This is a genomic window from Kitasatospora sp. NBC_00039, assembly GCF_045160625.1.
Taxonomy (GTDB): domain Bacteria; phylum Actinomycetota; class Actinomycetes; order Streptomycetales; family Streptomycetaceae; genus Kitasatospora.
In genome coordinates, this window is record NZ_CP108290.1 from 776565 (window position 1) to 802136 (window position 25572).

General features: G+C 71.0%; 24 protein-coding genes and 4 pseudogenes. 15 read left to right on the forward strand and 13 right to left on the reverse strand.

The annotated features are described in order from the left end of the window. Positions 1-8: 8 nt before the first annotated feature. From OG286_RS39570 to OG286_RS39580, 3 genes and pseudogenes are all read right to left on the reverse strand, one after another. Positions 9-2504 carry a lantibiotic dehydratase gene (locus OG286_RS39570; protein ID WP_331742432.1) on the reverse strand — a complete coding sequence of 832 codons (2496 nt, stop codon included), beginning with the start codon at positions 2502-2504 and terminating at the stop codon, positions 9-11. Then, a complete protein-coding gene (locus OG286_RS39575; protein WP_396325694.1) occupies positions 2504-4270 on the reverse strand; it encodes a hypothetical protein in 1767 nt (588 codons plus the stop codon). The genes OG286_RS39570 and OG286_RS39575 overlap by 1 nt, the downstream gene beginning before the upstream one ends. 356 nt (positions 4271-4626) lie before the next feature. After that, positions 4627-4713 (reverse strand): annotated as a pseudogene (locus OG286_RS39580) (ammosamide/lymphostin RiPP family protein); the annotation flags it as partial. 181 nt (positions 4714-4894) lie between these two features. Between OG286_RS39580 and OG286_RS39585 the strand changes: the two are divergent. Then, positions 4895-6241 (forward strand): MFS transporter, encoded by a 1347-nt coding sequence (locus tag OG286_RS39585; RefSeq protein ID WP_396325695.1) that lies wholly within the window; start codon positions 4895-4897, stop codon positions 6239-6241. 291 nt (positions 6242-6532) lie between these two features. Beyond that, on the forward strand, positions 6533-7138 hold the full coding sequence (locus OG286_RS39590; RefSeq protein WP_331742441.1) for a TetR/AcrR family transcriptional regulator: 606 nt from the start codon (positions 6533-6535) through the stop codon (positions 7136-7138). A gap of 206 nt (positions 7139-7344) precedes the next feature. Here OG286_RS39590 and OG286_RS39595 read toward each other — a convergent pair whose 3' ends face one another. Further along, positions 7345-8490, reverse strand: coding sequence for an NAD(P)/FAD-dependent oxidoreductase (locus tag OG286_RS39595; protein WP_331742446.1), 1146 nt, complete (start codon positions 8488-8490; stop codon positions 7345-7347). 133 nt (positions 8491-8623) lie between these two features. Here OG286_RS39595 and OG286_RS39600 point away from each other — a divergent pair, with 133 nt between their 5' ends. Beyond that, positions 8624-9277, forward strand: coding sequence for a TetR/AcrR family transcriptional regulator (locus tag OG286_RS39600; RefSeq protein WP_331742448.1), 654 nt, complete (start codon positions 8624-8626; stop codon positions 9275-9277). Beyond that, positions 9228-9941 carry a transposase gene (locus tag OG286_RS39605; RefSeq protein WP_396325696.1) on the forward strand — a complete coding sequence of 238 codons (714 nt, stop codon included), beginning with the start codon at positions 9228-9230 and terminating at the stop codon, positions 9939-9941. Before OG286_RS39600 ends, OG286_RS39605 begins: the two co-directional genes overlap by 50 nt. Here the strand turns inward: OG286_RS39605 and OG286_RS39610 are convergent. Beyond that, entirely contained in the window at positions 9887-10327 is a 441-nt protein-coding gene (locus OG286_RS39610; RefSeq protein WP_331742451.1) for a VOC family protein, read from the reverse strand. The two genes, OG286_RS39605 and OG286_RS39610, sit on opposite strands and share 55 nt — an antisense overlap. A 37-nt stretch (positions 10328-10364) precedes the next feature. Then, the gene (locus OG286_RS39615) at positions 10365-10592 is read right to left on the reverse strand and encodes a hypothetical protein (RefSeq protein ID WP_331742454.1); all 228 of its coding nucleotides are present in this window, start codon (positions 10590-10592) and stop codon (positions 10365-10367) included. A 518-nt stretch (positions 10593-11110) separates the two neighbouring features. On the opposite strand from OG286_RS39615, the gene OG286_RS39620 reads away from it, so the two are divergent. From OG286_RS39620 to OG286_RS39640, 5 genes are all read left to right on the forward strand, one after another. After that, a complete protein-coding gene (locus OG286_RS39620) occupies positions 11111-11842 on the forward strand; it encodes a hypothetical protein (protein WP_331742457.1) in 732 nt (243 codons plus the stop codon). A 48-nt stretch (positions 11843-11890) separates the two neighbouring features. Continuing rightward, positions 11891-12220, forward strand: a complete 330-nt coding sequence (locus OG286_RS39625) for a hypothetical protein (RefSeq protein ID WP_331742460.1) — start codon at positions 11891-11893, stop codon at positions 12218-12220. Between the two features lie 266 nt (positions 12221-12486). Continuing rightward, on the forward strand, positions 12487-13176 hold the full coding sequence (locus tag OG286_RS39630; protein WP_331742463.1) for a helix-turn-helix domain-containing protein: 690 nt from the start codon (positions 12487-12489) through the stop codon (positions 13174-13176). Between the two features lie 32 nt (positions 13177-13208). After that, complete coding sequence (locus OG286_RS39635) at positions 13209-13724, forward strand: DUF3291 domain-containing protein (protein WP_331742465.1); 516 nt, start codon at positions 13209-13211, stop codon at positions 13722-13724. Positions 13725-14234: 510 nt separating this feature from the next. Beyond that, the gene (locus OG286_RS39640) at positions 14235-14711 is read left to right on the forward strand and encodes a hypothetical protein (RefSeq protein WP_331742467.1); all 477 of its coding nucleotides are present in this window, start codon (positions 14235-14237) and stop codon (positions 14709-14711) included. A gap of 369 nt (positions 14712-15080) precedes the next feature. On the opposite strand, the gene OG286_RS39645 is transcribed toward OG286_RS39640, so the two are convergent. After that, positions 15081-15863: a hypothetical protein gene (locus tag OG286_RS39645; protein ID WP_331742468.1), complete on the reverse strand. Its 783-nt coding sequence runs from the start codon at positions 15861-15863 to the stop codon at positions 15081-15083. Between the two features lie 193 nt (positions 15864-16056). Between OG286_RS39645 and OG286_RS39650 the strand changes: the two genes are divergently transcribed. The 3 genes from OG286_RS39650 (at position 16057) to OG286_RS39660 (ending at position 19946) form a co-directional block, all read left to right on the forward strand. Next, positions 16057-17388 (forward strand): glycosyltransferase, encoded by a 1332-nt coding sequence (locus OG286_RS39650; RefSeq protein WP_331742470.1) that lies wholly within the window; start codon positions 16057-16059, stop codon positions 17386-17388. A 353-nt stretch (positions 17389-17741) separates the two neighbouring features. Then, positions 17742-19046 (forward strand): hypothetical protein, encoded by a 1305-nt coding sequence (locus OG286_RS39655; protein WP_331742472.1) that lies wholly within the window; start codon positions 17742-17744, stop codon positions 19044-19046. Positions 19047-19409: 363 nt separating this feature from the next. Beyond that, positions 19410-19946 carry a hypothetical protein gene (locus OG286_RS39660; protein WP_331742474.1) on the forward strand — a complete coding sequence of 179 codons (537 nt, stop codon included), beginning with the start codon at positions 19410-19412 and terminating at the stop codon, positions 19944-19946. A gap of 115 nt (positions 19947-20061) precedes the next feature. On the opposite strand, the gene OG286_RS39665 is transcribed toward OG286_RS39660, so the two are convergent. Then, complete coding sequence (locus OG286_RS39665; RefSeq protein ID WP_331742475.1) at positions 20062-20661, reverse strand: transposase; 600 nt, start codon at positions 20659-20661, stop codon at positions 20062-20064. Then, positions 20586-21125, reverse strand: coding sequence for a winged helix-turn-helix domain-containing protein (locus tag OG286_RS39670; protein WP_331742477.1), 540 nt, complete (start codon positions 21123-21125; stop codon positions 20586-20588). The genes OG286_RS39665 and OG286_RS39670 overlap by 76 nt, the downstream gene beginning before the upstream one ends. Before the next feature lie 241 nt (positions 21126-21366). Between OG286_RS39670 and OG286_RS39675 the strand changes: the two are divergent. Then, positions 21367-22068: pseudogene (locus OG286_RS39675) on the forward strand (IS5 family transposase); the annotation flags it as partial. A gap of 20 nt (positions 22069-22088) precedes the next feature. Here OG286_RS39675 and OG286_RS39680 read toward each other — a convergent pair. Next, positions 22089-23351, reverse strand: a complete 1263-nt coding sequence (locus OG286_RS39680; protein ID WP_331742479.1) for an IS110 family transposase — start codon at positions 23349-23351, stop codon at positions 22089-22091. Positions 23352-23679: 328 nt separating this feature from the next. Here OG286_RS39680 and OG286_RS39685 point away from each other — a divergent pair. Beyond that, positions 23680-24003, forward strand: a pseudogene (locus OG286_RS39685) (IS5/IS1182 family transposase); the annotation flags it as partial. 2 nt (positions 24004-24005) lie between these two features. Here the strand turns inward: OG286_RS39685 and OG286_RS39690 are convergent. Continuing rightward, positions 24006-24311 (reverse strand): annotated as a pseudogene (locus OG286_RS39690) (transposase); the annotation flags it as partial. A 159-nt stretch (positions 24312-24470) separates the two neighbouring features. On the opposite strand from OG286_RS39690, the gene OG286_RS39695 reads away from it, so the two are divergent. Next, on the forward strand, positions 24471-24857 hold the full coding sequence (locus tag OG286_RS39695; RefSeq protein ID WP_331742481.1) for a transposase: 387 nt from the start codon (positions 24471-24473) through the stop codon (positions 24855-24857). A gap of 64 nt (positions 24858-24921) precedes the next feature. On the opposite strand, the gene OG286_RS39700 is transcribed toward OG286_RS39695, so the two are convergent. Next, positions 24922-25251: a hypothetical protein gene (locus OG286_RS39700; RefSeq protein WP_331742483.1), complete on the reverse strand. Its 330-nt coding sequence runs from the start codon at positions 25249-25251 to the stop codon at positions 24922-24924. Next, positions 25248-25544 carry a hypothetical protein gene (locus OG286_RS39705; protein ID WP_331742485.1) on the reverse strand — a complete coding sequence of 99 codons (297 nt, stop codon included), beginning with the start codon at positions 25542-25544 and terminating at the stop codon, positions 25248-25250. Before OG286_RS39705 ends, OG286_RS39700 begins: the two co-directional genes overlap by 4 nt. Between the last annotated feature and the right edge of the window lie 28 nt (positions 25545-25572).

A 25572-nucleotide genomic window follows, 5' to 3' on the forward strand; every position in this document is an offset into this window, starting at 1 on the left:
CGACCACATCAGGCGTCCCCCCGCCCGATCATGGCCAGCCGGAACTCGGAGGTGTGCCGGCCCGCCTGGCGTTCCAGCCACAGCTGGTCCGGCGCCGGCAGCATCTCCTCCACGACGAGGTCGCCGCCCGAGAAGACCCGCAGCACGGACACCGCGAGTGGCGAGGACAGGTCGAGGCACACCGGCTTCGGCTCGCCGGCGGGCTTGACGAAGACGTGCCGGGGGATGCCCGACCGGGCGCGCAGGGTAGCGACGGCGACCACCGCCTCCGGGCCGTCGGCCGCACGGCGTAGCTCCTCCAGGTCCTGTGCCGACAGCCACCAGCGGGCCCGCTGGACGACCACGTCGCCGACCGAGACGCGCGGCCGGCGCCCGCCGAGGCGTACCGGCGGCGGCTCGACCTGCGGCGGCGCGAACGCCCGCAGGTGGGGGTGGTCGTTCTCGCCGGTGTAGAGCACGAGTTGCCCGCCCGGCCCGTGCAGCTCCGGCCCCGACGGCCCGGTGACGACCCGGAGGTCGGCGACCGCGACGCACCGGTCGCGCTCGCGCGTCGCCAGCCCGCTGATCTCGACGAACCGGCCGGGGAACGCCTCGGAGACCAGGCCCTTGTGCTGGCGACGGCGCAGGACGGTCGCGATCCGCTCGGGCCCGCCCCAGGGCGTCAGGTCGCGGGCCAGGTCCGCCTGGAGGGCCTCGGCGTCGGGGGCGAAGAGCCCCTGGGAGCCCCAGGCGAAGACGTACGGGTGCATCTCGCCGAGGACGAGCAGCTCGTCGGCGCCCGCACGGGCCAGCATGAGGTCCGGTGAGACGAAGCGGGCCGAGGTCGGGCCGTCGTCGTCGGGCTCGACCGAGTCGATCAGCGTCCGGAGGTCGGCGGGGGCCAGCCGGGCCCGGTTGCCGTCCGCCGCGGCCGCCACCACGGCGGCCAGCCGCTCCTCGAAGACCCGCTCGGCGGGGACGTCCCGCCGCGAGGCGGTGGCGGCCGTGGCCTCGGCAAGGCGGTCGGCGAACTCCAGGTACGGCAGCTCGCCGCCGGCTGCGGCGAGCACCCGCGAGGCCTCGGCCCGGACGCTCCGGTAGCGCAGCGCCCCGTACGCGGCGCACAGGTCGAGGTACGGTGCGAGGTCCCTGCTCCACCGATCGGCGACGTCGGCGCCGATCGTCAGGGGCGCGTCGCCTTCGCACTCCTCGTACGCGACGAGGCGGTCCGCGTACATCTGCCCGCCGCTGCGGCGGGCGTCCACGCCGGTGAGCCGACCGAAGCGGCTCTCCAGCTCCCCGAAGGCGCGCTCGCGCTCCGGAGCGCCGCAGGTGTTCGCGTACCGGCGCAGGTCCTTCCTCAGGGCGTCGAGTTCGACCAACCACGGTGAGCCCGGGTCCGCGGCCGCGACCAGTACGCGCAGGTCGTCCAGCGGCTGCGGGCGCGCCGACGCGGGTTCGAGATCCGCCAGCAGCAGGCCGGCGCCGGCCAGCCGCTCGACGCGGTCCCGGACGGCCTGGTGTGGCACGCCCCGCTCGGCGGCGAGCCGCCGGGCGAGCGCGTCGGCGGTGTCGGCGCCGTCGGCGGCGGTCAGGATTGCCCGGTCCAGGGCGCCGAGCCGACGGACCCGGCCGTGCGGGTCGCGGACGCCGTCGTCCAGGACCGCGACCAGGGGTGTCCGGCGCACCGGGATCCGGCCGGCGAGGCGCGGGTCGGCGGCGATGACCCGTGCCAGCTCGGCCGTCGCCCAGAACGCCAGGAACGCGTCGTTGCGGCGCACGCCGCTGTCCGTCTCCGGCCCGCCGGCGTAACCCTGGTGCTCGGGGGTGAACCGGCCGTGCGTCAACGGGCCGAAGAAGCTGGTGGTCTCGTTCTTGGCGGCCAGTCGCTGTACGTAGAGGTAGGCGGTGCGCAGGAACTTCCGGTCGCGGGCGCGGGCGGGGCCCTGGCCGTCCACGGCCTGTGCGGCGGCGAGGCGGGCGGTGGCCAGGCGGGCGGCGGTCGAGCGGGCGGCGTGCTCGGCGAAGGAGGGGGACAGCTGGACCAGCGCCTCCCTGACCCGGTCGTGGCCGAGCCCCAGCAGCAGGCGTTCCTCCTCGGCCCGGGCACTGTGCTCCAGCGTGGCGGCGACCCTCGTCCGGGCCAGCTCCACGTCACGTGCGGCGGCGACGAAGCGATCCAGGGCGGGGCCCAGGTGTTCGCCCCGACCGGGCAGGGCCGCGCAGCGCTGTGCAGCGTCGGCGTCCCGGCGCCGGCCCAGGGCGCTCCGGCAACGGGAGAGCGGGCGCAGCAGCGTGCCGTCGTCCCCCGCGCGGCGCAGGCGCTCCACCTCGGCCGGGATCTCCCGGCGCAGCAGGGCGTGCCGTTCGCACTCCATCCGGCGGACGGACTCGACCAGGCGCTCGACGGCCGGCACCGTCGGATCGTCGTCGGGGACGGCGAGCAGGTCGAAGGGGAAGCCCGCCCGGCGCAGGAGGAAGTGCGGCAGGAGCGTCCACGTGGACGCGGCGGTCCGCGCCCCCATCAGCTGAGGTTCACGTGGTCGAAGGGCCGGTTGAGTTTGGTGCGGGGACGCGGGAGCAGGCCGGCGCAGCGGATCCGGTCGCCCGAGGTGATCGCTGCGGCGAGCTCCGTGCCCCGCTCGGGGTACGTCACCGAGGAGGCCGCCATCGCGGCGAGTCGCGGTTCGGGTGCCAGGTCCCCGGCCAGGTCGCGCCCGGCGCAGGCCAGCGCGTGGCCGTAGGGGTCGGCGAGGTCCCGGGCGGCCTCGGCGGCGGTGTGGTACCAGTGCGCGGCCCGGGCGGGGTCGTCGGGCAGGAACAGCCCGCCCAGCTCGGTGGCGATCGCGGCGCGGTGGAAGGTGTCCGACAGGCTGTCCCCGGCCGCGTACGCGGCTTCCAGGGCGGTGGCGCCCTCCTCGGGCCGGCCCGCGGCGAGGGCCAGTCCGCCGAGCCGATAGGCGTGGTGCTTGGTGAACATGGGCCCCCAGGCGACGCCGACCACGGTGTACTTCTGCCAGGTGGTGATGGCGCTGTCCACCTTCCCGGCGCGCTCCTGGAGAACGCTGATGTTGGAGATCAAGTTGATCTTCAGGTGGACCGAGCTGGAGTCGGACCCGTCGGCGACACAGGCCAGCGCCGCCTTCTCGTCCGTCAGCGCCTCGCCGAGCCGCCCTTGCGAGAAGGCGCACAGCGCCCGGACGTTATGCAGCCAGCCGCGCTCCCGACGGGCCTGGTCGCTGCCGGTCGGGTACTGCTCCAACAGCGCCATGCCCTGGGTGGCCTGTCGGGCCCCGGCCGCCGGGTCGCGCAGCATCTTGACCTTGGTCAGTGCCGCGTACAGGGCGGCCTGCGCCCGCAGCTCCACCGAGTACTGCGCGCCGTCGACGATGTGGGAGAACTCGTGGAGGGCACGCCGGTTGTCGCCCCGGAAGCTGTGGACCATCCCCAGCACCTTGCGGAAGAAGGCACGGACGTCGGCCGCGCCCCTCAGCAGGCCGAGTTCGAACTCGACGGCGTCGGCGAGCGGGGACCTCATCTGACCGCGCCGCAGGACGGCGTCGATCACCGCTCCGTCCAGGTGCGTACCCGGTCCGCACAGGTCGAGGCCGACCAGCGCACAGCGGACCATCACCTCGTAGTCGCCGCGGAAGAAGCCGCGCCTGACGGACTCGACCGCGAAGGCGATCCGGTCGACCGCATTGCCGCCTTCGTCCAACACCGCTGCGAACAGACGCGATTCGGGCGTGGTGACGGGTTCGACACGCTGGTGCCGGGCCGTCGGACCGGTGTCGGCCGTGACCAGGTGACCGAGCCTCGCGGCGAGTTGGCCCGGCTCCGGCGACGGCAGCCCGGCCCCGGCCAGGGCCTCGCCGAGCGGGCCGCGTCGCTCGACACCGGACAATGTGAGCCGGTCGCGCGCACCGCGCCAGGTCAGGTGCTCGACCAGCCGTGCCAGGGCCCGCAGCGACGGCGTGTCCCATGATCCGATGCGGCCGAGTCGCAGTCGCACGTCCTCCTCGACCAGGGTGTCGGCGACGGCGCGGCAGGCGGCCTCGATGACGCGGAAGACCTGTTCGGACTCCCGGTGCAGCCGCCGCTCGGACGGGCTCAGCGCGATGTCGGCGATCGCCCGCGGATCACCCTCGTCCCAGGCCGGGACCAGCACGCAGGCCTCCACGGGCGACCTCGCGCAGAGCCGGCTCCGGATCCCGGTGCCGAGGTCGTCGAGCGCCGTCACGACCGCCCGCAACCCGTCGAACGCCACCGGCGCCGGGCAGGAAACACTCATGTCCAGGACATTCAGCATTCAGCAACAGCCCTATCGCAGAAGTTTGCATTTCGCGATTCGCCGGAGCGCCTACGGGGGTGGAATCATGATGACGCCCGCGCGGCCGGCCGGGAATGCGAGGTCCACGCGGGCGGATATCTCCGGGACAAGTGGGAAGCGCCGTTTCACGGGCCGGGCCGGACGAAGGAATGAAAAAGGCGGGGGATCTGAATTCGACCCGATTGTTCGAGAAGGTCCGCCCGCCCGCGCCCGGGCGGCGTCGTCGACGCCCGCCGAGCGCGGTCCATGCGGCGAATCCTCTCGCCCACTCGCTGGAACGGAAGCGCTTTTCTGATCTTCCGTCAGCTGACTCGACGTCAGGCCAGAGCGAGCGGAGCGATCTTGTTCTCGATCTCGTCGAGGCTGAACTCGATGTCGTCGAGGTCGTCCAAGGCGTCGAAGTCGTCCACAACCTCGACCCCGTCGGCTACGTTCTCCATGATGGCACCCCCAATTCTGTGAATTGATTCATGCTCATGATGCCCAGTAGCGGCAGGGTCAGACTAGCCTTGCAATAATCGACTTGCAAGAGCTTGTTCGAGTGTCATGTGGGGCTGATCGGGAGTGTTGCCAATCATGCGAATTATGTCCGCTATTGGTGGAAATAAGTCGTACCGAAGCTTTTGGGGCGCTCGCACCGCCTCCTACATCGGTGATTTCATCACACTGACCGCCCTCGTCCTCTACCTCCAGGATTCCGGGGCCGGCCCCGGTCGGCTGGCCCTCGCCCTGGCCGCCCGCGCGCTTCCGCAGGTGGTCGGCCCGCTCGCCGGCTCCGTCGCCGACCTTGTGGACGCGCGGAAGCTGATGATCGCGTGCGACCTCGGGCGGCTGCTGTTGATCGGCTTCCTGGCGATAGCACTCCCGCCCTTCCCCGTCCTGATCACCGTCCTGGCCGCCACGTCCCTGCTCTCCACGTTCTTCCTGCCGGCCGGGAAGAGCACCATCCCCAAGATCGTGCCGAGCGACCAACTCGGCCCCGCCAACGCACTGCTGGGGATGTCGCACAACGTCAGCCTCGCCGTGGGCCCGGCCGTCGGCGCGCTGCTGTTCGCCCACGCCGGCACGCAGGCGGCCCTCGCCGTGGACACCCTGACCTTCGCCGTCTCCACCCTGCTGCTGCTGCGCCTGCCGCCGCTGCCCGGTGCGGCCACACCCACCCCCGCCGCCGCCTCTGCCACCTCACCCCACGGCCGACCGACGGGGACCGCCTTCTCCTCATCCCGAGCGGGCGCCCGCCGGGTGATCGCCGACATGGCGGAAGGCCTGGCCTACGTGGCCCGGCACCGCACCGCCCGCACGCTCGCGGTCGCGCTGTTCCTCGGCGTCTCACTGGCGGGGCTGGACAACGTGGCCCTGGTCTTCCTGCTTCGGGACGAACTCGGCGCGGGAGCCGAGGCCGTCGGTCTGGCCTCCAGCCTCTACGGAGCGGCCATGATCCTCGCGCCGCTGCTGCTGTTGCGCGCCACCGGTCGGGCACCCCTGGGCGGGTACTTCGTCGCAGGCCTGGCAGCCGGCGGCCTCGGCCTGCTGCTGACCGGCGTCTCGCCCGTCGCGGCCGCGGCCGTCGGCTGCTACGCGATCGCCGGCGTCGGCAACGGACTGGAGAACGTCGCCTGCGACACGCTCCTCGGCCAGACCGTACCCGAGCAGCTGCTCGGCAGGGTCTTCGGTGCGATCTACGGACCGATCTTCCTCGCCGAGACCCTGGCGGCGGGCCTGGGTAGCGCGCTGTTGGCCGTCCTGTCGCCCCGCACCGTCTTCGTCGCGGCCGGCTGCGGACTGCTGGCACTCTGCGTCGGCGTCAGGATCGCCCTCTCCCCGGGCAGGCCTCGGCAGAACCGGTCGGCGGCGGACGGTCCGGCAGGCCTGGTTCTGCCGGACGCCGACGGCCGACCGCACGAGCCCGCTCCGGGCTCAGGGAGCGGGTGAGGGCGCGACGGTGTCCACCGACCCCGGGTCGGCGTGGAGGGTGTAGAGCAGCGCACCGCCCCGGGACCGGCCGAGCGCCGGCGCCGGGCGCATCCGCGAGGCCGCCGCCCTGCCGGACCGCGCACCGAATCCGGGCCTGCGGACCACCGCGCAGTGGCAGATCAGAGGCCGGGCGACTGCCGCCCCGCCTCCAGGCGCGGGAAGCACGGCCTGGTGCGAGCCGCCAGTCGTGCGAACCTCCCCGCATATCATTCCCGGGGGCCGTGACTGGCCGAAGACCAAGGAGGAACCGTGGGCGAGCGCACGGAGCGCGCAGATGCCCTGCGCAACCGAGAGGCCGTCCTGGCTGCCGCCGACACCCTCTTTGCCGCCAGCAGCAGCCCCCACGGCGTGTCGATGGACGACATCGCGGCGGCGGCCGGTGTGGGCAAGGGCACCCTCTTTCGCCGCTTCGGCGACCGCGCCGGCCTGATCGGTGCCGTGATCGCCTCCCGCCTCGAACCCCCGCGGCAGGCCGTACAGGAAGCGCAGGACGCGGCCGCGTCCTCACCGCGGCAGCGGGTGCTGGACCTCCTCGACGCCGCACTGCGCTTCAAGATCGAGAACCGCAACCTGATGTCGGCGGCAGAGGACGCGGGGCTCAGCAGCCCCTACCAGGCCGCGCAATACGCCTGGTGGCACGAGACGCTTCGAGCGGCACTGGATCAGGTGTCCGGCGTCCGTGCCGCGGACTTCACGGCCCACGCCCTGCTGGCCGCCATCCGCGCCGATCTCGTCGCGCATCTGATCGACGATCAGAAGATGACGCCCGAAGCCCTGCGCTCCTCGCTCGCGGCCCACGTCGACAACGTCCTCGGCAGCAGCTCCGATCCGCCCGGCACGCGCACGGAGGCATGAGAGACCAATCCCAGTCCACGGGAGCGTCCGGCGGCGCACGGACCGCCGGGCACGCCCTCCCCGCACAGATGTCGCCGAACCCTGCGGCCCAGGCGGGCGCCTGGCCACAGCCCGGAGACCTCGCCGACAGGGTGCCGGCGGCGAGGTCTTCGGGGGATTCGTCGATGTCGAAGCCACTGGACGTTGAGGGCGGGGCGGGCGGGGGCTCAGGGCTGGGCGTCGCGGTGGTCGCCGAAGTCGGGAATGTCGGCGGACAGCAGGTGCTCGGCGCCACCTTCGAGGATCCTGGCCGTCTCGGTGGAGCGGGGGAGCATGGTCTTCTCGTAGGTGCGGATGGCGTCGTCGACGGTGGCGGAGTCGGCGAGGGCGATGGCGAGTTCGCCGGCGTCGAGCATGGCGAGGTTGACGCCGACGCCGAGCGGGGGCATGAGGTGGGCGGCGTCGCCGAGCAGGGTCACCGTCGGGTTGTGCTCCCAGGTGTGCGGGACGGGGAGGGCGAAGATCGGGCGGTCGACGTAGGGGCCGTCGTTGTCGGTGATCATCCGGCACATGCGGGGTGACCAGTGTTTGTACTCGTCGAGGAGCTGGGCGCGGACGGCATCGGTGTCGCCGGCGGTCAGGCCGCTCTGGCTGATCCAGTCGACCGGGACCCGCTGGATGATGTAGACGCGGATGTGGTCTCCGCTGTTGCGCTGGGCGAAGAGGCCGCGGTTGCCGTCGGCGGCATGGGCGCCGCCCTGGCCGACCAGTTCGGCGATCTCGGGGTGGCGGTTCTCGACGTCGGAGAACCGGGCCTCCAGGAAGCTCACCCCGGTGTACTGGGGGACGGCGGGGGACAGGGCCGGGCGTACCCGGGAGAAGGCGCCGTCGGCGCCGATGACCAGATCGGTCTCGATGGTCGTGCCGTCGGTGAAGTGCAGCTGCCGAGGCCCGTCGGCGGGCCCGCTGATCGTGTCGAGGGCTTGTCCCCAACGCACGGTTCCCGGTTGCAGGGAGTCGAGCAGCAGGTCGCGCAGCTGGCCGCGGTCGATTTCCGGCTTGAAGAACTCATCGGCCTCCGGGACCTTGTGGGACGTCATCGTGCCGACCGGGTCCAGCTGGCGCATTTCCTGCCCTTCGGGGCGGGCCAGCTCGAAGAACTCGTCGAGCAGGCCGGCTTCGCGCAGGGCGATCTGGCCGTTGTCGGCGTGCAGGTCCAGGGTGCCGCCCTGGTTGCGGGCGTCGGGGCCGGGGTCGCGGTCGTAGACGGTGACCGCGATGCCACGCCGCTGAAGGATGCGGGCGCAGGTCAGTCCGCCCGGTCCGGCGCCGATGATGCTGATCCTGGCGCGGGTAGGAGCTACGGAATTCATGGGTTCCCTTCGTGGATGCCGGATCACAGCGGCGGCCCTGCAGCGCGGGCCGGTCGGGCATCGCCAAGTATTTTGTAACAGATCCAAAAATGCAACCGTTCCAACTTTGCCCAGTACCGGGTAGGGTCGAGGCATGGCAGAGACGATCGACCATGAAGGAACAGGCGGGCGGCGCGAACGCAAGAAGGCCGCCACCCGCCAGGCGATCGCCGACACGGCTCTGCGGCTGTTCCTGGAACGCGGCTACGAGCAGGTGGGCGTTCGCGAGATCGCCGACGGCGCCGACGTGTCGGTGTCGACCCTGTTCAACTACTTCCCCCAGGGCAAAGAAGCCCTGGTCTTCGACGAGGACGCCCGCAACGAGGCCGCCCTGGTCCGCGCGGTCACCGACCGGCCGCCGGGCCAGACGATCCCCCACGCTCTGCGCGCCCACCTCACCGGCTTCGTCGACTCGGCCCACACCCGAGACCCCCGCTTCGCCGACTTCCAGCGGCTCATCCACGAGACCCCGGCCCTGCGCGAGTACTCCCGCGCGATGTGGCTGCGCCACGAACACGCCCTGGCCCGCGCTCTCGCCGACCAGGCCGGCCGGCCGCACGGCGACCTCATCTGCGCCGCCTACGCCCGGTTCACCCTGGAGATCCTCGCGTTCGCCGGCTCCCACCCCGATCCCGCCGCCGCCGTCGACCAGGCCTGTCTCCTGCTCGACCAGGGCTGGACGGGCACGGTCGCCCAACATGACCCCGAATCCGGCAGACCGGCCAGCGCCCCATCCCCAATCGCATAGAGCCGCGAATGGCCGCACGCCGATTTCGAGGACGACCTACGGGCGTCTCACACTCAGCCCCAGCCGGATCGGCGACATCGCCCGCGCAGTCCTGTCCTCAACAGCCACGACCACAGCCGTGCGCGCCTGCCGGCCGCACCTGCTCGAGCTCGTCGGTGTCGGCCCAGAGGGTGCTGCTGTCCTCCTCATCGCTGCTGGCGACAACCCCGACCAGCTCACCGGCGAGGCGGCCTTCGCCGCCCTGTGCGGAGTCAGTCCGGTCGAGCAGTCCTCCGGCAAGACCCAGCGTCGGCGTCTGAACCGAGGTGGTAACCGACAGGCCAACGCCGCCTTCTACCGGATCGTGATGACCCGAATCCGCTGGGATGACCGAACCCAGGCTTACCCGCAGCGACGCACCGCCCAAGGCCTCTCGAATCGCCCGCGAGCTCTACCGGCATTCAGCCGACAACAGCGCTCGCCAGGCTCACATCCGGAGCGTGACACAACACAGGGCCTTCGACACCATGCACAAGTCTCCGACGATTCAACGCCGGCTGGCCCCCATTCCCGGTTCCATTTCCTGCAAAGAACACCGGGTCGGCGCCTCTGTGAGCGGACCTCTTCTTCTCAGCTCAGCTGCTCGGCCAGCCCGAGGATGATTCCGCTCGGTCCGCGGAGATAGCAGAGCAGGTAGCTGTCCTCGTAGCGTGTCACTTCGCCAACGAGTTCGGCGCCGTGCGGCCCGAGGCGGGCGAGGGTGTCCTCGATGTCGTCGACGGCGAACATGACGCGGTGCAGGCCCAGCGTGTTCGCCGGGGTGATCTCCGGCTTGGGGGTGATCGCCTTCGGGCTGTGGTACTTCGCCAGTTCGAGCCGGCCCGGGGCGTCGGGGATCCGCATCATCGCAATCTCGCATCGCATGTCGTCGAGCCCGACGACTCTTCCCGCCCAGCTTCCTTCGATCGGCATCCTGCCTTCCAGCTCCATGCCGAGCTCGGTGAAGAAAGCGATGGCGGCGTCGAGGTCGTCGACGACGATGCCGACGTTGTCCATGCGCTGAATCGTCATGTCCCCGAGGATAGGGGCCGCGTCCGACGCCGTCGGCTCAACCAGCCGTCTCGCCGGTCACCAGGTCCCGCGGAGCCGAGGCGCGTTCGTGGCTGGCAGGAGTTCGCTGATGTGTACGCGCGGCCGCCCGCGCCTCCCGCAGGAAGCGGGCCCGGGCGTTCTCGTCGGTCTCGTGCAGCAACTTCACCGCCACGCGCCGGTCGAGCAGTTGGTCCTGGGCCGCCCAGACCTCGCCCATGCCGCCCGCGCCCATCGGGCGGTCCATCAAGCACCGCCCTGCCACGACCGTGCCGCTCTGCACCGCGTCCGCCTTCTCGCGACTCCCGCAAAGCAACTCAGGGCAGGGCCATGTGCTGACGCTCCTGTCACCGGGATGACATCCCGTCGCCCGCCGCTGCTACTGCCAAGGCCGGCTGCTCACGATCGAGGGGGTCCCAACCTCCAGCGCCTCCTTGGCCGGCGTGGCGGCCTTTCGCCCGCGCCATCTGCGCGGGTCCGCCGACGCCGACCGCGGCCGCACGCCGCCGAGATCATCCCGCAGCTCTTGCTGCAGCGGTTGAGTGGATGGGGCCGCCCGGGATGGTCGCCTTGTCGCCACCGGCGAGGGTGCAGTCGGTCACCGGGTATCGTCACCGTGATTGCCGAACGGCTCCCGTCCGGATGGCCGGTCGTTCAGGTGAACGTTCCGCGTGGCGGCCGGGAGTGTCGGACGCCCGGGGAAAGCCTCCTGCGTGTCGGGCCGCTCACCCGGAGCGGCCGCACCTGATCACGGAGACTTTCCCGATGCGTCTTCTTCCCCGCTCTGTCGCGCTCGTCGGCGCCGTCCTGTCCGCCGCCGCCCTGGTCGGCCCGGCTCCCGCCACCGCTGCGCAGCCCCCGGCAAGCCGGTACCTGAACCTGCACCAGTGTGTCTTCGACGCCTTCCTGCCGGCGAGCTTCGATCTCATGACCACCGTGGTCCCGAGCAGGGACGGGCGCTTCACCGCCGGCACGAACATCTCCGGTGCCGCGGATGCGAGCCCCTCCTGCGGTCGCGGAGACGGGACCTACGAGAACAACGTCTACTCGGCCGCCGAGGGCTACGACCTGACCGCCGGGCGCTACCTGAACCTGCACCAGTGCGTGTACTTCGGCGACTACGACCAGACCCACCTCACCACGGTGGTGCCGACCACGGACTTCAAGTTCACTGCCGCCACCAATGTCTCCAACACCCGTGACACCGCACCGAGATGCAGCAGCGGGGGCGGCGTGTACGACCTCCTCCCGCTGCTGTCGAGCGCCACGCCCCTGGACCTGGCCGCCGGGCGGTACCTGAACCTGCACCAGTGCATGTACTACTTCAACGGCCGCCGCGACCACTTCACGACGGTCGCCCCGAGCGGGGACGGGCGCTTCAAGGCCGGAACGAACATCTCCAACACCCCCGATACCACGCCCTCCTGCGGCCCTGGGGACGGGCAGTACCAGCTCATCCCGCTACTCTCGGGCGTCAAGGCCATCCCGGTGAGCTGAGGCCTGGAATGCCGAAGCGCCGGCGGGTCCGAAGGATCGTGGCGTGACGTGACCGTCCGGCCGGGGCTTGACCTCGGCTCCTCCTGCCGGCGCTTCCGGCCGGCCTCCCGCGGAGAGGGCCTCGCACCCGTTCGCCCCTGGACGCTCGACAACCTCGCCCGCCGCCAGAGCGTGGACGAGCCGGCCCAGGGCGCGTACATGTCCCACCGCACGTTCATCCGGCGCTTCCGGCAGGAGACGGACACCTCGCCGATGGCCTGGCTGACCGCGGCCGACGGCGGACACGGCGGCTGCCGTGCTGGTGCAGCTGTGGACCACGCGCGCCACGAACGCCGCGTCGGCGTGGCTGGCCGGGACGCCCCGGGGCGTCGGTCGTGAACGTTCGGAGGCAGTCGCGGACCCTCTCCATCCAAGTGCGTGTGCCGGGGGACCTGCCCCTGCAGGCCCGGTCGCCGGTGACGCGCGTCGGCCCAGCGCGAGACCGTGCCATGTCGTCCGGCCCATCTGCCGCGCCGCCGTACGCCCTGCCCTGGCTGAACTCGGCCGGCCCCGGAACGCGCCACGCGCTGGTGGACGCTGCCGGCAGCCTGCCGGTCGGCTCCCGACGTTCTATTTCCCGCCTGTGTTGTTCTTAGAATGGCCGGGTGAACGACATCGACGCGATCGCGGTATTGCAGGATCCGGTGCGGCGCCGCCTGTACGAGTACGTGGTGGCCCAGGGGCGTGAGGTCGGCCGCAACGAGGCCGCCGAGGCGGCCGGGGTGGCGCGCACGCTCGCCGCGCACCATCTGGACAAGCTGGCCGAGGCCGGGCTGCTGGAGAGCGGGAGCCGCCGTCTGACGGGCCGTTCGGGGCCGGGGGCGGGCCGCCCCGCCAAGGTGTACACGCGGGCGCGGGCCGAGCGGTCGGTGTCGCTGCCGGTCCGGGACTACCGCACCGCCGCCGAGTTGCTCGCCGAGGCTGCCGAGCAGGCCGGGCTGGACGCCGGGCTCTGCGCGGTCGCGCGCCGGCGGGGCGAGGCCCTGCGCGGTTCGGCGGCGCCCTGCGGCGGCCTCGCGGAAGCGATGGAGGTGCTGGCCGCCCGCGGCTACGAACCACATCTGGAGGGCGCCCAGGGGGCCGAGGGGCCGGCCGGGTCGGCCGCGCACGTCGTCCGCATGCGCAACTGCCCTTTCCATGCCGTCGCCGAACGCTTCCCGCCGCTCGTGTGCGGCATGAACCTCGCACTGCTGGAGGGGCTGCTCGGCGCGGACGGTCCGGTGCGCGCCCGCATGGACGCCCGGCCGGGGGAGTGCTGCGTGGTGGTCGAAGCTTCTAAAAACAATGACCATTGACTTAGAAAGCAGGGTCGTGCTGGGATGAGGCCATGACCGCCGCCACGCATGCCGCCCACCTCGCCCAACTCAACGTCGCGACGCTTCGCTACCCCCTCGACGACCCGCGCATTGCACCGTTCGTCGACATGCTCGACCCGGTCAACGCCGCTGCCGACGACGCGCCCGGCTTCGTGTGGCGACTCGCGGAGGAGGGGGCGGCCGACGCCACCGGCCTGCGTCCGGCGGGAGAGGACGTCATCGTCAACATGTCGGTGTGGGAGTCCCCGGAAGCCCTCTGGGACTTCACCTACCGCAGCGGGCACCTGGAGGTGATGCGGCAGCGGCGCGATTGGTTCGAACGGCACGTCGAGGCGCACCTGGTGCTCTGGTGGGTCCCCGCCGGCCACCTCCCGACCGTCGGCGAGGCCCTGGAGCGGCTGGCGGACCTCCGGGCGCACGGGCCCTCCCCGCGCGCGTTCACCTTCGCCTCCTCCCACACCGCGGCCGAGGCCGCCCAGCACCTCCGGGCCATGCCGCCGGCGCGCGGCCCGGGCGGGCCACCCTGAGCCCGCGGTCGGTAACGGCAGGGGAGGCCGTGGTGTAGGCCAGGGCCCGGGACCGCACAGCGCCGCCCTGGATTGACGGGAGCCGCCACCCCAAAGGAGCGGACGCCGAACGACTGCAGCGCGAAGCGCTCGACATCCAGACCACCGAGCGCGGCCGGGAGCGCAAGGCCAAGCAGCTCCAGAAGCTCGGCACGTACTCCGGCGTCAGCGTCCGGGTCGGGCGCGCCCAGACCTTCGAGATCCGCGGCTCGGACGCGGTCCGGGCCCGCGACGTCCACCTCAACCTCACCGGCGAGCAGGCCGCCGCGCTGGCCCGCGCCGAAGATGAGGGAGCGGCGCGTGAGGTGATCGGCGAAGCCCTCGCCGACTACTTCAACGGCGGCGCGTACGGCGGGTTCACCGCCGACGACTTCGAGTACGACCCCGATGTCGACCTGAACTGACCCGCAACCCACCCGGGGCGGCCCACACCGGGGCCGCCCCGCACCACGTCGAGAAGCAGAGATCCGGATGCGCGGCCCCGGCTACCACCTGGTGACCGACCTCCTGGTGGCCGCCGGCCACACCCGCGAGCAGGCCTCCGCCGCGGTCGCCCGGATCGAGTCGGACGTTCTCGACTGGGCACAGGGCACCGTGGGCAGCACTGGCCTGCGCTGCCCCGACGACCGGGACGACTGCATCGACGGCCGGTATGAGGGCACCGTCGCGGCGAACACCCGCCTGGCCGAGCACGCCGAGCGGGCCCGCGTCGAAGCCCGCCGCGGCGGCATCGCGGTCTCTCCGGGCTCCACTCCGTCCGACACCGACACCGACACCGACCCCGACGGCTGGCCCGGACCCACCTACGTCCTGGTCCGCCAGCCCGAGAGCCTGATGCTCGGCGAGCTGCTCACCCACCGGTTCGTCGCCCTTACCGGGGCGTTGGAGGGAACGCCGCCGGAAATCTACCTGGACGACATGGCCACGGCCTGGCCCTTCCGCAGCTGACCACCGGACGACCCGGACCCAGTCACCGCAACCAGCCAACTCACCCGCTTCTCGCCTCAGTTCAGGCATCGCAGCACGGTGGGATCGGAAACCCTTTCATCCCCTCCCCGGCCCCGGAGCGGTCGCAACCCGGTCCGATAGCGACCGGCAGATCCGGGCCATCCAAGAAGGTGGACAGTTTCGGCACGCCTTCATCCGTAGGGGCTGACACGATACGAAGGCACAGGTGACGCAGGATCGGGATCCCACGCACGACGGGCGCCGTGTCGTGGGCAGCGCTGGTCGTGACGCCCTGGGCGCGCCGGGCTTGGGTGGCACCGCTGCGCCGCCGTCCGACGGGAGAGGCTTTCCGGTGTGGAGGGCCGGTCGTCAGTGGGAGCGCAGGGCGGCGGAGCGGGCGCGGAGGAAGGCCTGGCGGGGTGTCAGGCTGTAATTCCACCCGGCGGTGGACGCGTGGCGGCCCATGGCGCGGAAGTGGATGGCGGCGTCGGATCGGCGCTGTATGAGACTCATGGAGAAGGCGAGCAGGGAGTGGTCCTCGGCGATGCGGGAGTGCGGCTGCGGGCCCGCGTCGATCCAGCGCTCCTGTATGTCGGCCAGGTGGGCGGGGAGGCCGTTCGAGTCGAATCCGTCGTCGTCGGCCACCCACTTCTCCCGGTCGGCGAGGAACGGCAGGAGGGTGAGGGTGTGGCCGGCCGGTGCCCGGTCGGCGGCTTCGCGGGCGAATTCGGTCATCTCCCGGTGCGAGCCCGACCACTTGGCGCACAGGTACTGCAGGGCGTGGTGGTGCCCGGTGCGGTGCAGGGGGTCGCAGGCGGTCAGGGCCTGCCAGCGGGCGTCGAACTCCCACCGGGGGACCTGCAGCCCGCGTGCCAGGTGCACGGCGGTCGCCCGGGGTGTGGGATCGGCCGGCGCCAGATCAGCTGCCCGTGCCGCCAGTTCGTCGGCCTGCCCCAGCAGCTCGAAGAACCTCGGCCAGGCGTCATTACGCACGTACTTGGCCCGGGCGTGGCCGCGGATGAACCAGGCGTGGGCGATGTCCGCCCTGGACAGGACGGTCAGTGGATCGGCGCTCCCGGGCTCCGCCTCGGCCCAGTCCTGCAGGGCCCGGAGCCCGGCGGAACCGGCGGCACGGTCGGACAGGTACTGCACCCGGTGGTCTTTGAGCGCCCAGTCGTCGCCACCGGAGAGGAGCAGGTCGCGTGCCGGTCGCGTTTCGGCGCTTTCGGTGGCCGCTGCCGGGCGTCGTCTGCAACGGCGGAAGGATGCCGGTGTGGCGCACGGTCTCCGCCGGGTGCTCTGGTGTCTGATTGGGAGGGCTTCTGCCCGCCTGGAGAGGTCCCCTATGAACGACTACGACCGGCAGACATCCGGATCCCAGCCGCGTCCTCCCGCCAACGGCTCGCGCCCTTCCCCGGTCCGTGTGGTCGAGCTGGACCTGGGGAAGCCGGGGGAACTGCGTTCACCGGGCGGGTCCGTACCCACCGGCGATTTTGAGAAGCATGTGCTGGCGCTGGTACGGCGTCATGGACAGCCACTCGGCCTGGTCACGGCCACCGGTGCCGAGGGCGACGAGGCTGCGCTGAGTCACATGCTGGTCGAGGCCGCTCTTCAACAGCTTCAGGTGTCCACCGTGGCTCCGACCGAGAAGGCTGCGGCCCCACTCCATCGGGCGGCCGGTGCCAAGGTGCCGGCCGACCGGGCGCCAGTGAGCGTGATCGTGTGTACCCGGGACCGCACCGAGATGCTGCCGGCGTGCCTGGATTCCGTGCTGCGGATCGCCTACCCCCACCTGGAAGTGATCCTGGTCGACAACGCACCCTCCAGCGACGACACCGAGCGCCTGGTGCGCTCCCGCTACAGCGATCGGATCCGCTACGTCCGCGAGCCCGCGCCGGGCCTGTCCCGGGCCCGCAACCGCGGCCTGATGGTCGCCGGCGGCGCGATCTGCGCCTTCACCGACGACGACGCTCTCACCGACCCTGGCTGGGTCACCGCCCTGGTCGACGCGTTCGCCGATGACACCGTCGCGTGCGTGACCGGGATGGTCCTGCCCGCCGAACTGGACACCGAGGCCCAGCTCACCGCCGAGGCCTACGCCTCCGGAGTGCGAGGTTTCACCCCCCAGTCCTGGTCCCTGCGCCAACCGCTGTCGGACCCGCTCGCGCAATTCTCACCCGGCCGCTTCGGCTGCGGCGCGAACATGGCCTTCCGCACCGACGTCCTGCGGGCCATGGGAGGCTTCGATCCCGCGACCGGCACCGGCACCCCTTCCCGGGGCGGAGAGGACCTGCTGGCCTTCCACCAGGTCCTGACCGCCGGCCACACCGTGACCTACCAACCCGACGCGATCGTCTGGCACCGCCACCGCCGCAGCATGAACGAACTCGCCCGGCAGGTCGAGGGCTTCGGGATCGGCTACACCGCCTACCTCACCGCCGCCGTCCGTCACCAACCACGCCTGCTGGTCTCCCTCCTGCGCCACCTGCCCAACGGCCTGTGGCGCTGGTACCGGGCCAATCAGCGCAGAACCCGGCAAGCCGGCCCCCTGCTGGACCCGGGCAACGACGACAGCATCCGTATCCTCAGACGGCTGGAACGCCGAGGACTGCGCTACGGCCCGTACCGCTACCTGCAAAGCGTCTGGCAACAACGCCACACCCGACCCGGAAGGTAGCGCCCGAGGGGCCTGTCCACATCGGCGGCGCCTCACGCTCACCCGCACTTGCCGCTCCATGGCATCCGGCCGCGGCCGGCCGCATGCCGCCCGAGGCCCCGCGCGCTTCCCCTGTCCGACATGGGTGGCTTGGTAGGTTTTCGGCCATGCTGAGGATGGTCGACGTGACGGTGAGACCCGCCGCTGGACGCTCAGGCATTTACCGGGTGGGCGCCGACCGGCGGGTGCGCGACACTCGGGGGCCGGCCGCTGCGCCGGTATGCCGTCCTGGCGCGTTCCGGGGCGGCTGTCTGGTCGTGAGCGGGCGCGGCCGCTCACGTGTGCGGTACTGCTCGTCCCGCCCGGTCTGGTCCGTGGTGCTCGCTCTTGCGTCGATGCTGGTCTGGGTCGTGGCCGCTCCGTCCCCTGTCGCGCGGGCCGCGACCGCGTGTACGGCGAGCCTGTGTGTGCTGAACGCGAGCGCCGCGAACGCCCTGTACGCCCACCCCGGCAGCATTCATGTCACCGGTGACATCCGGGTCAACTCGACGAACAGTCAGGCGGCGTTGGTCAGCGGTACCACCACGGTCACCGCGACCGGGGGCACCATCGGTGGCCCGGCCGCGCCGGCCGGCTTCGCCACCTCCGGCGGCGGCTCGTACAGCCCCGCCCCGACCAACCAGAGCGCCGTCACCGACCCGTACGCCGCGCTGCCCCAGTGCCCGGCCGCCACGGCCTGCCCCACGACACCGGCCGCGCCGTACCCCAGCGTCAACCACATCTCCGGGAACCAGACGATCAGCCCGGGGGTCTACACCAGCATCACGAACCTGGGCGGCACCCTCACGCTCAACCCCGGCACGTACGTCGTCACCACCGGCATGACGATCTCCGGCGGGAAGGTGAACGGCACCGGGGTGACGATCTACCTCGCCTGCCCGGTCTACCCGACGGTCTGCGGCACGCTCACCGCCGGCGCGTTCTTCCTCGACCAGACCGGCGGCAAGACCACCCTCAGCGCGCCGACCACCGGGGCGTTCGCCGGTTTCTCGTTCATCGCCGACCGCAACAACACCGCGGGGGTCTCGGTCTCGGGCAACGGCACGTCGATCACCGGCGGCGGCACCGTCTACACCGCCGCGGGCAAGCTGAGCGCCTCTTCCGGAGGCAAGGCCAGCTTCACCCGCGCGGTCGTGGACACCGTCGAGACCAGCGGCAGCAACAGCACCCAGATCAGCGTCATCCCGAACACGGGCACACTGTCGATCAGCCTGCCGGCCACCGCGTCACTCGGCGGCGCGGCGCCCGGCGGCACCGTCACCGCGGCCCTCGGCGCGGTCACCGTCTCAGACGGGCGGGGACTGGCCACCACCACGTGGACGGCGACGGTGTCCGCCACGAACTTCACCACCGGCGGTGGGACGCCCGCGGAGACGATCACCACCTCGAACGTCTCGTACTGGTCCGGGCCCGCGGACAGCATGAACGGCACCGTGACCACCACGCCGGGCCAGAGCGACGCCTCCGCCAAACAGGCGCTCAACAGTCCCAGAGCAGCCTTCAGCTCCAGCGGCAACGGGAACAGCTCGACCAGCTGGAGCCCCACGGTGGTGATCGCCATCCCCGCCGCCGCGGCGACCGGCACCTACACCGGCACCATCACCCACTCCGTCGCCTGATACCGCGACCCCTGAGGAGGTCAACGGTACGGCTTCCGGTCGTCCCCCGGACAACGACCAGGCCTCGGGCACGAGCCGAGCGGCAATGTCCCGGCAGTCCGCCAACTCCCCACCTCAGCGTGAGGACGCAACTCCGGGGGAGCGGCCCGGCGCCGGGCTGGCTGCGCGGCGGGCCGCGGGATGCCAGCCCGGTACCCGGCCCGGCCGGCCTCCGAGACGGTGGGGAGCGCGCGGTCTCGTAAGCCGGGCCGAACGGAGGACATAACGTTTAGTCACTAATCGGATACGGATAATCATATGAGTGCCGGTGGAGAGGAACAGGCCCGTCCGTTGCGGCCCTGGACGACGAGGGAGCACCCATCCATGCGTATCCGATACTCCGTGGCCGCAGGAGCCGCGATGGTTGTCGCCGTCGCCGGAGTGGCCAGTGCCGCGCCCGGTGACACGACGGTGACGTTCTCCGTGTCCGCTGGTTCGCTGGCGATCACCGTGCCCGGCTCGGCGGGTCTGGGAAGCGGGCTGCCCGGCAACTCGGTCAGCGGCCAGCTGGGCAATGTCACCGTGACCGACACCCGCGCTCTGCTCACGGCCGCCTGGACCGCCTCCGTCACCTCCACCAGCTTCACGACCGGCGCCGGAACCCCCTCCGAGACGATCCCCACCAGCGCGGTCTCCTACTGGTCCGGAACTGCCACCTCCACCAGCGGCCAAGGCACCTTCACCCCCGGCCAGGCCACGGCGGGCCAGGCCCAGACCCTCAACACCAGCCGCACCGCCTACACCCTCACCTCGGGCGTCGGCAACAACTCGGCGACCTGGAACCCCACCCTCGTCGTCGCGATCCCCGCCGGCGCGGTGAACGGCACCTACACCGCAACGGTGACCCACTCCGTCGCCTAAAGTTCTTCCGCCCCTGGGCGGATGCGACGGGCACAGAAGGAGCCACAGGCACCGGGCGCGCCCTTCCTTGGGTGTCCGGCCGCCGCAGGTACTGAACTTGAATGCGTGATGTCGGTCAGCCGTCCATGATCAGGCCGGTGCCGGCCAGGCAGCCGTCGACCAGGTCCGGGCGGTACTGGATCTGCTTGAGCCTGCGCTTCACGGCCCGGGTGATCTGACCGAGGTTGGCTGCGGCGAGGTTGCCGATGTCGCGCTTGACCAGCGACCAGATGCCCTCCTGTGGGTTCAAGTCGGGTGAGTAGTTCGGAAGTTGGAAGACGGTGATCCAATCGGCATGGGCGGCGAAGAACTCGCGCAGTGGCTCGACCAGGTGCATGCGGAGGTTGTCCCAGACCAGCACGATCGGGCCGCCGAGCTGGATGTGCGCCCTGACCAGCAGGTCGCGCAGGTCGCGCCAGCCGATCCCCTTCGGCTCGCCCTTGCGGCCCCGATACTCGCGGACCGAGTAGAACATCCGGGACCGCTTCCCCGGTTTGTAGCAGGTCAGGCCGGCGAAGGACACCCGGCCCGAGCCTCGGCCACGCACCCGGATCACCGGCGTACTGCCCTTGCGTCCCCAGCTTCTCGCGCGCGGCGGCGTCAACGACTGCCCGGCTTCGTCCGCGAAGACGTTCCAGCCGTCGCACGCCGCCGCGGTGCTCTTACCAACGGCCACGTCTCCTTCTTCCAGACCTCGACCGCCTCGTCGTCGCGCTCGATCGCCCGCCGGGCCGGCTGTTGCCAGGACCAGCCGTGCCGCTTCAGCAGCCGCCACGTGCCCTCCACCGTGTAGCTCACGTGGAACAAGCGACCGATCAGCGTCTTGATCCGTGCCAGTGTCCAGCGCTGGTCGACCCACCCATGGACCAACGGACCGCGCTCCAACTCCCGTTCCAGCCTGGCGATCTGCACTTCACTGAGCCTCGGACGCCCCGGCGATCCCTTCGACCGCACCCCGGCCTCGCCGCGCTCGCGCCACTGGCGCCGCCACCGCTCCACGGACCGCTCGCTGACCCGCAACGCGGTAGCGATCTCCTGATTCTTCTGCCCGCCCTCAAAGCGTTCCACGGCCTGCAGCCGGACCCGCTCCCTCGCGGCCCTCCCGGCGTCGGTCAACCCGCCGCCCTGTGCGTATCTCACGGTCCAGGGCTACCGGAACGGCCCGACCGCCGTCAGGCGAACGGCTCCGACATCACCCAATCAAGTTCAGTAGCGTCGATCCGACAGCAGCACGCCAAAATGCACGCCGTGCCGTTGCCGCAGGAGGATGCTCCCGGTGAACAGCTCGGTCTCGCCGGCCGAGGTCGGCGATTAGGGCGGATTGTGATCAATCTGCGGGAATCGCCCTCACAGCGGGTCCTGATCCGGTAGGCCTTCTTGCGTGACGCGAGCGCAACTGACGGACTCGGAGTGGGAGTTCATCGAGCCGTACCTGCCGATCGGCGAGTACGGCCCGTACCCGGAGCGGCTGCGACAGCAGTTCGAGGGCGTGATCTGGCGGTTCCGGACGGGCGGGCAGTGGCGGGAGATGCCGAAGGAGTTCGGTCCCTGGCCGACCGTCTCCAACCGGTTCCGGCAGTGGAGGGACGCCGGCGTCTTCGAAGCCCTGCTGGAGGGGTGATCGCGGAAGCCGCGAAGCGGGGTGAGGTGGACCTGTCGCTGGGCAGTGTGGATTCCACCACCGTGCGGGCTCACCACGACGCCGCCGGGATGCACCTCGACTCCGACACGCTCACCGTCCTGGAAAAGGCCGCCGACGAGGCGGAGAAGGCCAGCCAAAGGGGGAGGACCGGAGGGACAAGACGGGCAGGCCACCACGGACGACCCCGAACGGGAGGAGCGGCGACGCATCCGGCGCCGGCGCAAGCTCCGCCTGAAGGCCGCCCTGCTCGGACGCTCCAGGGGTGGGCAGACCAGCAAGGTCCACGTCGCCGGTGACCGCAAGTGCCGTCCGCTGGCGTTCGTCCTGACCGAGGGGCAGGCCGCCGACAGCCCCCAGTTCATCCCCGTACTGAAGAAGGTCCGGGTCCGCGGGCCGGTCGGCCGGCCCCGCACCCGGCCCGACGCGGTCGCCGGTGACAAGACATCCCACGCGGATAAGCGTCAAGCCGCTGCTGCTTTGGGCCCTGCGAATGCCTCTGGGAAGGCGACTGCTTCGTCATAGGTGTGACCGTTCTGGAGGCAGTGGAACAGCATGCCCATGAACCGATTGAAGAGGTTCCGCTGTGCTGCGACGTGACGGTCGCCGGCTGCCCGTCGGCGGTCGTAGTGGGCTCTGGCGCCTGGCGACCTGGTGAGAGCGCCGAAAGCCCAGACGTAGCCGACGGCGGCCAGTCTCTGGTTCTTGACCTTCCGGCTCATGACCTTGCAGCTCTTGCCGCTGGCTCTGGTGACCGGGGCGCTTCCCGCGTAGGCCTTGAGCGATCCGGCGGTGGCGAAGCGGGTCCGGTCGTCGCCGATCTCCGCCAGGACCCGGGCGCCGGTCAGTGCGGCGAGACCCGGAAAGCTACGGATGACCGGCGCGTCCGGATGCTCCTCGAAGGCCTGCGTGACGGCTTCTTCGAGCTGGTCCGCGTTGTCGCAGGCGGTGTTCAGCTGCCTGAGCAGAGCGGAAGTCTGATGTCCGAGAGCCGCTTCGACCTGCGGGAGCTGGTGAAGGTAGTCGCGGCCGAAGACCTCGTGGAGCCTTTCGGCTTCGGCCTGGATGCCGCGGACGCGGCCGGCCTGCTTGAGCAGTGACTGCAGACGCCGCCGGGTCAGCTTCGCGGCCATGGCGGGGGTCGGTGCTGCGGCCAGGATGCTGCGGGCCTCCCTCGAGCACAGGCCTTGCTTGTGCTGGGCGAAGGCGTCGAGGATCGCCGGATAGAACTCTCTGAGCTGGGACCGAAGCTTGTTGTGGGCCTGGCCGCGGGCCCAGACGGCGTCTTGCTGGGCCCGGGCGAGCACCGCGATGGCCTGGACGAGCTCGGAGTCCGCCGGCAGCGGGCGGTGGGCGGCCATGTCGGTTCGCAGAATGTTGGCCAGGGCCGCGGCGTCGACGGCGTCTGACTTCTTGCGTGCGACGGAGTGGCGGTCTCGGTAGCGGGCGACTGCCAGCGGATTGATCGCGAAGACCGGTCGGCCGGTGGACCGCAGGCAGGCGACAAGCAGTCCGCGTGACGTCTCGATCGCTACCGGGATCGGGGTGTCCTCGTTGTCACCGTGCTCGGCCAGCAGGGCCATGAGCTGGGCAAACCCTGCGGCATCGTCGCTGATCCGCACCTTGGCGAGCTGCTGTCCACCAGCGTCGACCAGCGCGATGTCGTGGTGATCTTCGGCCCAGTCCACCCCGCAGAACACTGGCGTCGGTAACCCGGTTATCTCCATCCGGCCCTCCTTCGTGACGACTCTCTTCCCAGGTCAGAGCCTGTGCAGGGTGCGCGTGCTCCCTAATGGAAGTGCTCAAGGCACGTCATCCCACCAGCCGCTCGCAACCCCAGCGAGGCACACGGCCCTCGGTCCGCGTCAGAGCTGAAAGCTCAAGGCAGAGCTGAGAGGTGATCCGCGCAACCGGCTCGGACTACGAACACTCCTGCCCAGCCTGAAGGGCGCGAGTCGGCCTCGTCTTGTCAACAGGGCTCTCAGGCTCGGGCATACTCAAAGGCTCAGCTCGCGCCCATGAAGGTCAAGCCCGCCTACCTTCGCCTCCCATTAGGCCTACTCGTCCCGCGGCAACCGCGCCCACCTGCGCCAACGCCGTATCAAGGCAGTGATCCCGGAGAAGAAGGACCAGGCCGCCAACCGGAAGAGGCGGGGCGGCAAGGGCGGCCGGCCCGTCGGCCACGACGCCGAGCTCTACAAGGAGCGGAACACCGTCGAGCGCCTGATCAACAAGCTGAAGGCCTGGCGAGGCATCGCCACGCGGTTCGACAAGACTCCCGAGAGTTACCTCGCCGGTCTCCACCTTCGCGCCTCGATGATCTGGATCAAGGACCTCACCCGGCTCCCCCTATTGATCACAACCAAATACGCGCCCTAGTGGCGCGCCTTCTCCCGAACCTGGCAGCGCAGAAGTTCCTGGATCCGCTGGTCCAGCCCGTCCTGGCGCCACAGGCCGAAGTAGTAGAACACCGCCGACCAGGCCGGGAGATCATGGGGCAGGTAGCGCCACTGACAGCCCGTCCGGTTCTGGTAGAAGATCGCGTTCACGACCTCCCGCAGATCACAGGACCCCGGATCCCCGGTCGCCGACCGGGCCACCCGCTCCTGCTTCCAGGCCGTGATCATCGGCTCGATCAGCGCCCACTGTGCATCCGATAAGTCACTGGGGTACGGCTCTCTCTCCATACCTCGCATCTCAGCATGGACATGCCCACCGAGTTGCCCGCATAGCAATCACTGCCACGATCGAGTGATCACGAACCGGGGAAGATCGGACTTAACGCCCACTCAGTTCTTGCCGAATCAGGCAGTCGCCCGCTGCCGCGGCCCGAACCCCCTCCGCCCGTGCGGGACATCGTCCGGTGGATCATCGGTAGGCCCTCCCGGCTGAGCGAGGACGATCACCAGAAGATCAAGGGCGTCCGGGCCCGATGTCCCGAGATCGATACCGCTGCCCGCCAGGCCCAGGCGTTCGCTCTCATCCTGCGGAGGCGCGAGCGTGGGCGCCTGATGGAGTGGATCGCCCAAGCCGAAGCATGCGGCGTAAAGGAGATCACCAGCTTCGCCACCGGTCTGCGCAAGGACCTCGCCGCCGTGACCGCCGGGCTCACCGAACACTGGAGCTCAGGCGCTGTCGAGGGCCACGTCAACCGCATCAAGATGATCAAGAGAACGGGCTACGGCCGGGCCGGCTTCAGCCTTCTCAGACGCCGAATTCTCCTCATGAGCTGATGTGACTGAGCGCTCAGTTGGCGAGTTGAGCGTCCACTGGGCCGGCTCGCCGCGCTGCTGCATCTCAGAGCATCCGCTCAGCTGTCGCCGCCTGTGCGCGTAGTGCCTCGGCCTCCTCGTGCTGCCCCTGGGCCGCCAGGATCCGGGCTCGGTACTCCATCGCGTACCCGTCGCCCAGTTCCTCGGCCCGCAGGAACGCCTGCACGGCCCGTGCCAGGTCGCCGCGGTCCCGGAAGGCCACACCCAGGGCGGTGATCGGGAACGCCTCGTCCTGCGCGAGGATCACCGGCGCCCAGCGTTCGACACCCGCCGAATCGCCGCGGTCGAGCGCCTGCTTGACCAGGCCCAGCATGGCGTCGGGATCGCCGAGCGCCGCGGCCTTCTCCCAGATCACCTGCGCGCGGTTCGCGTCACCAGCGGCCGCGTGCTGCATCCCAGGTTGAAGCCGGCCACCACGTTCCCGGCTTCCCAAGCCCGGCCCCACCAGTGCAGCGCGCCGGCCCGGTCGCCCTTCCGGTGCAGGACCGCCGCCAGGTTGCCCATCGCCACGTCGTCGCCCTGCTCCGCCCCGGCCGTCAGTTCGGCCAGCTCCTCGTCGGGCGGCAGCTCGACCTCGTGGCCGGCTGGCAGTCGGACCGACACCACCTCGTCGTCCGGCTCCGACCGTCGACGGAACCACCAAGCCATCAGCAACCACTCCAGCAGCGAAACCGCA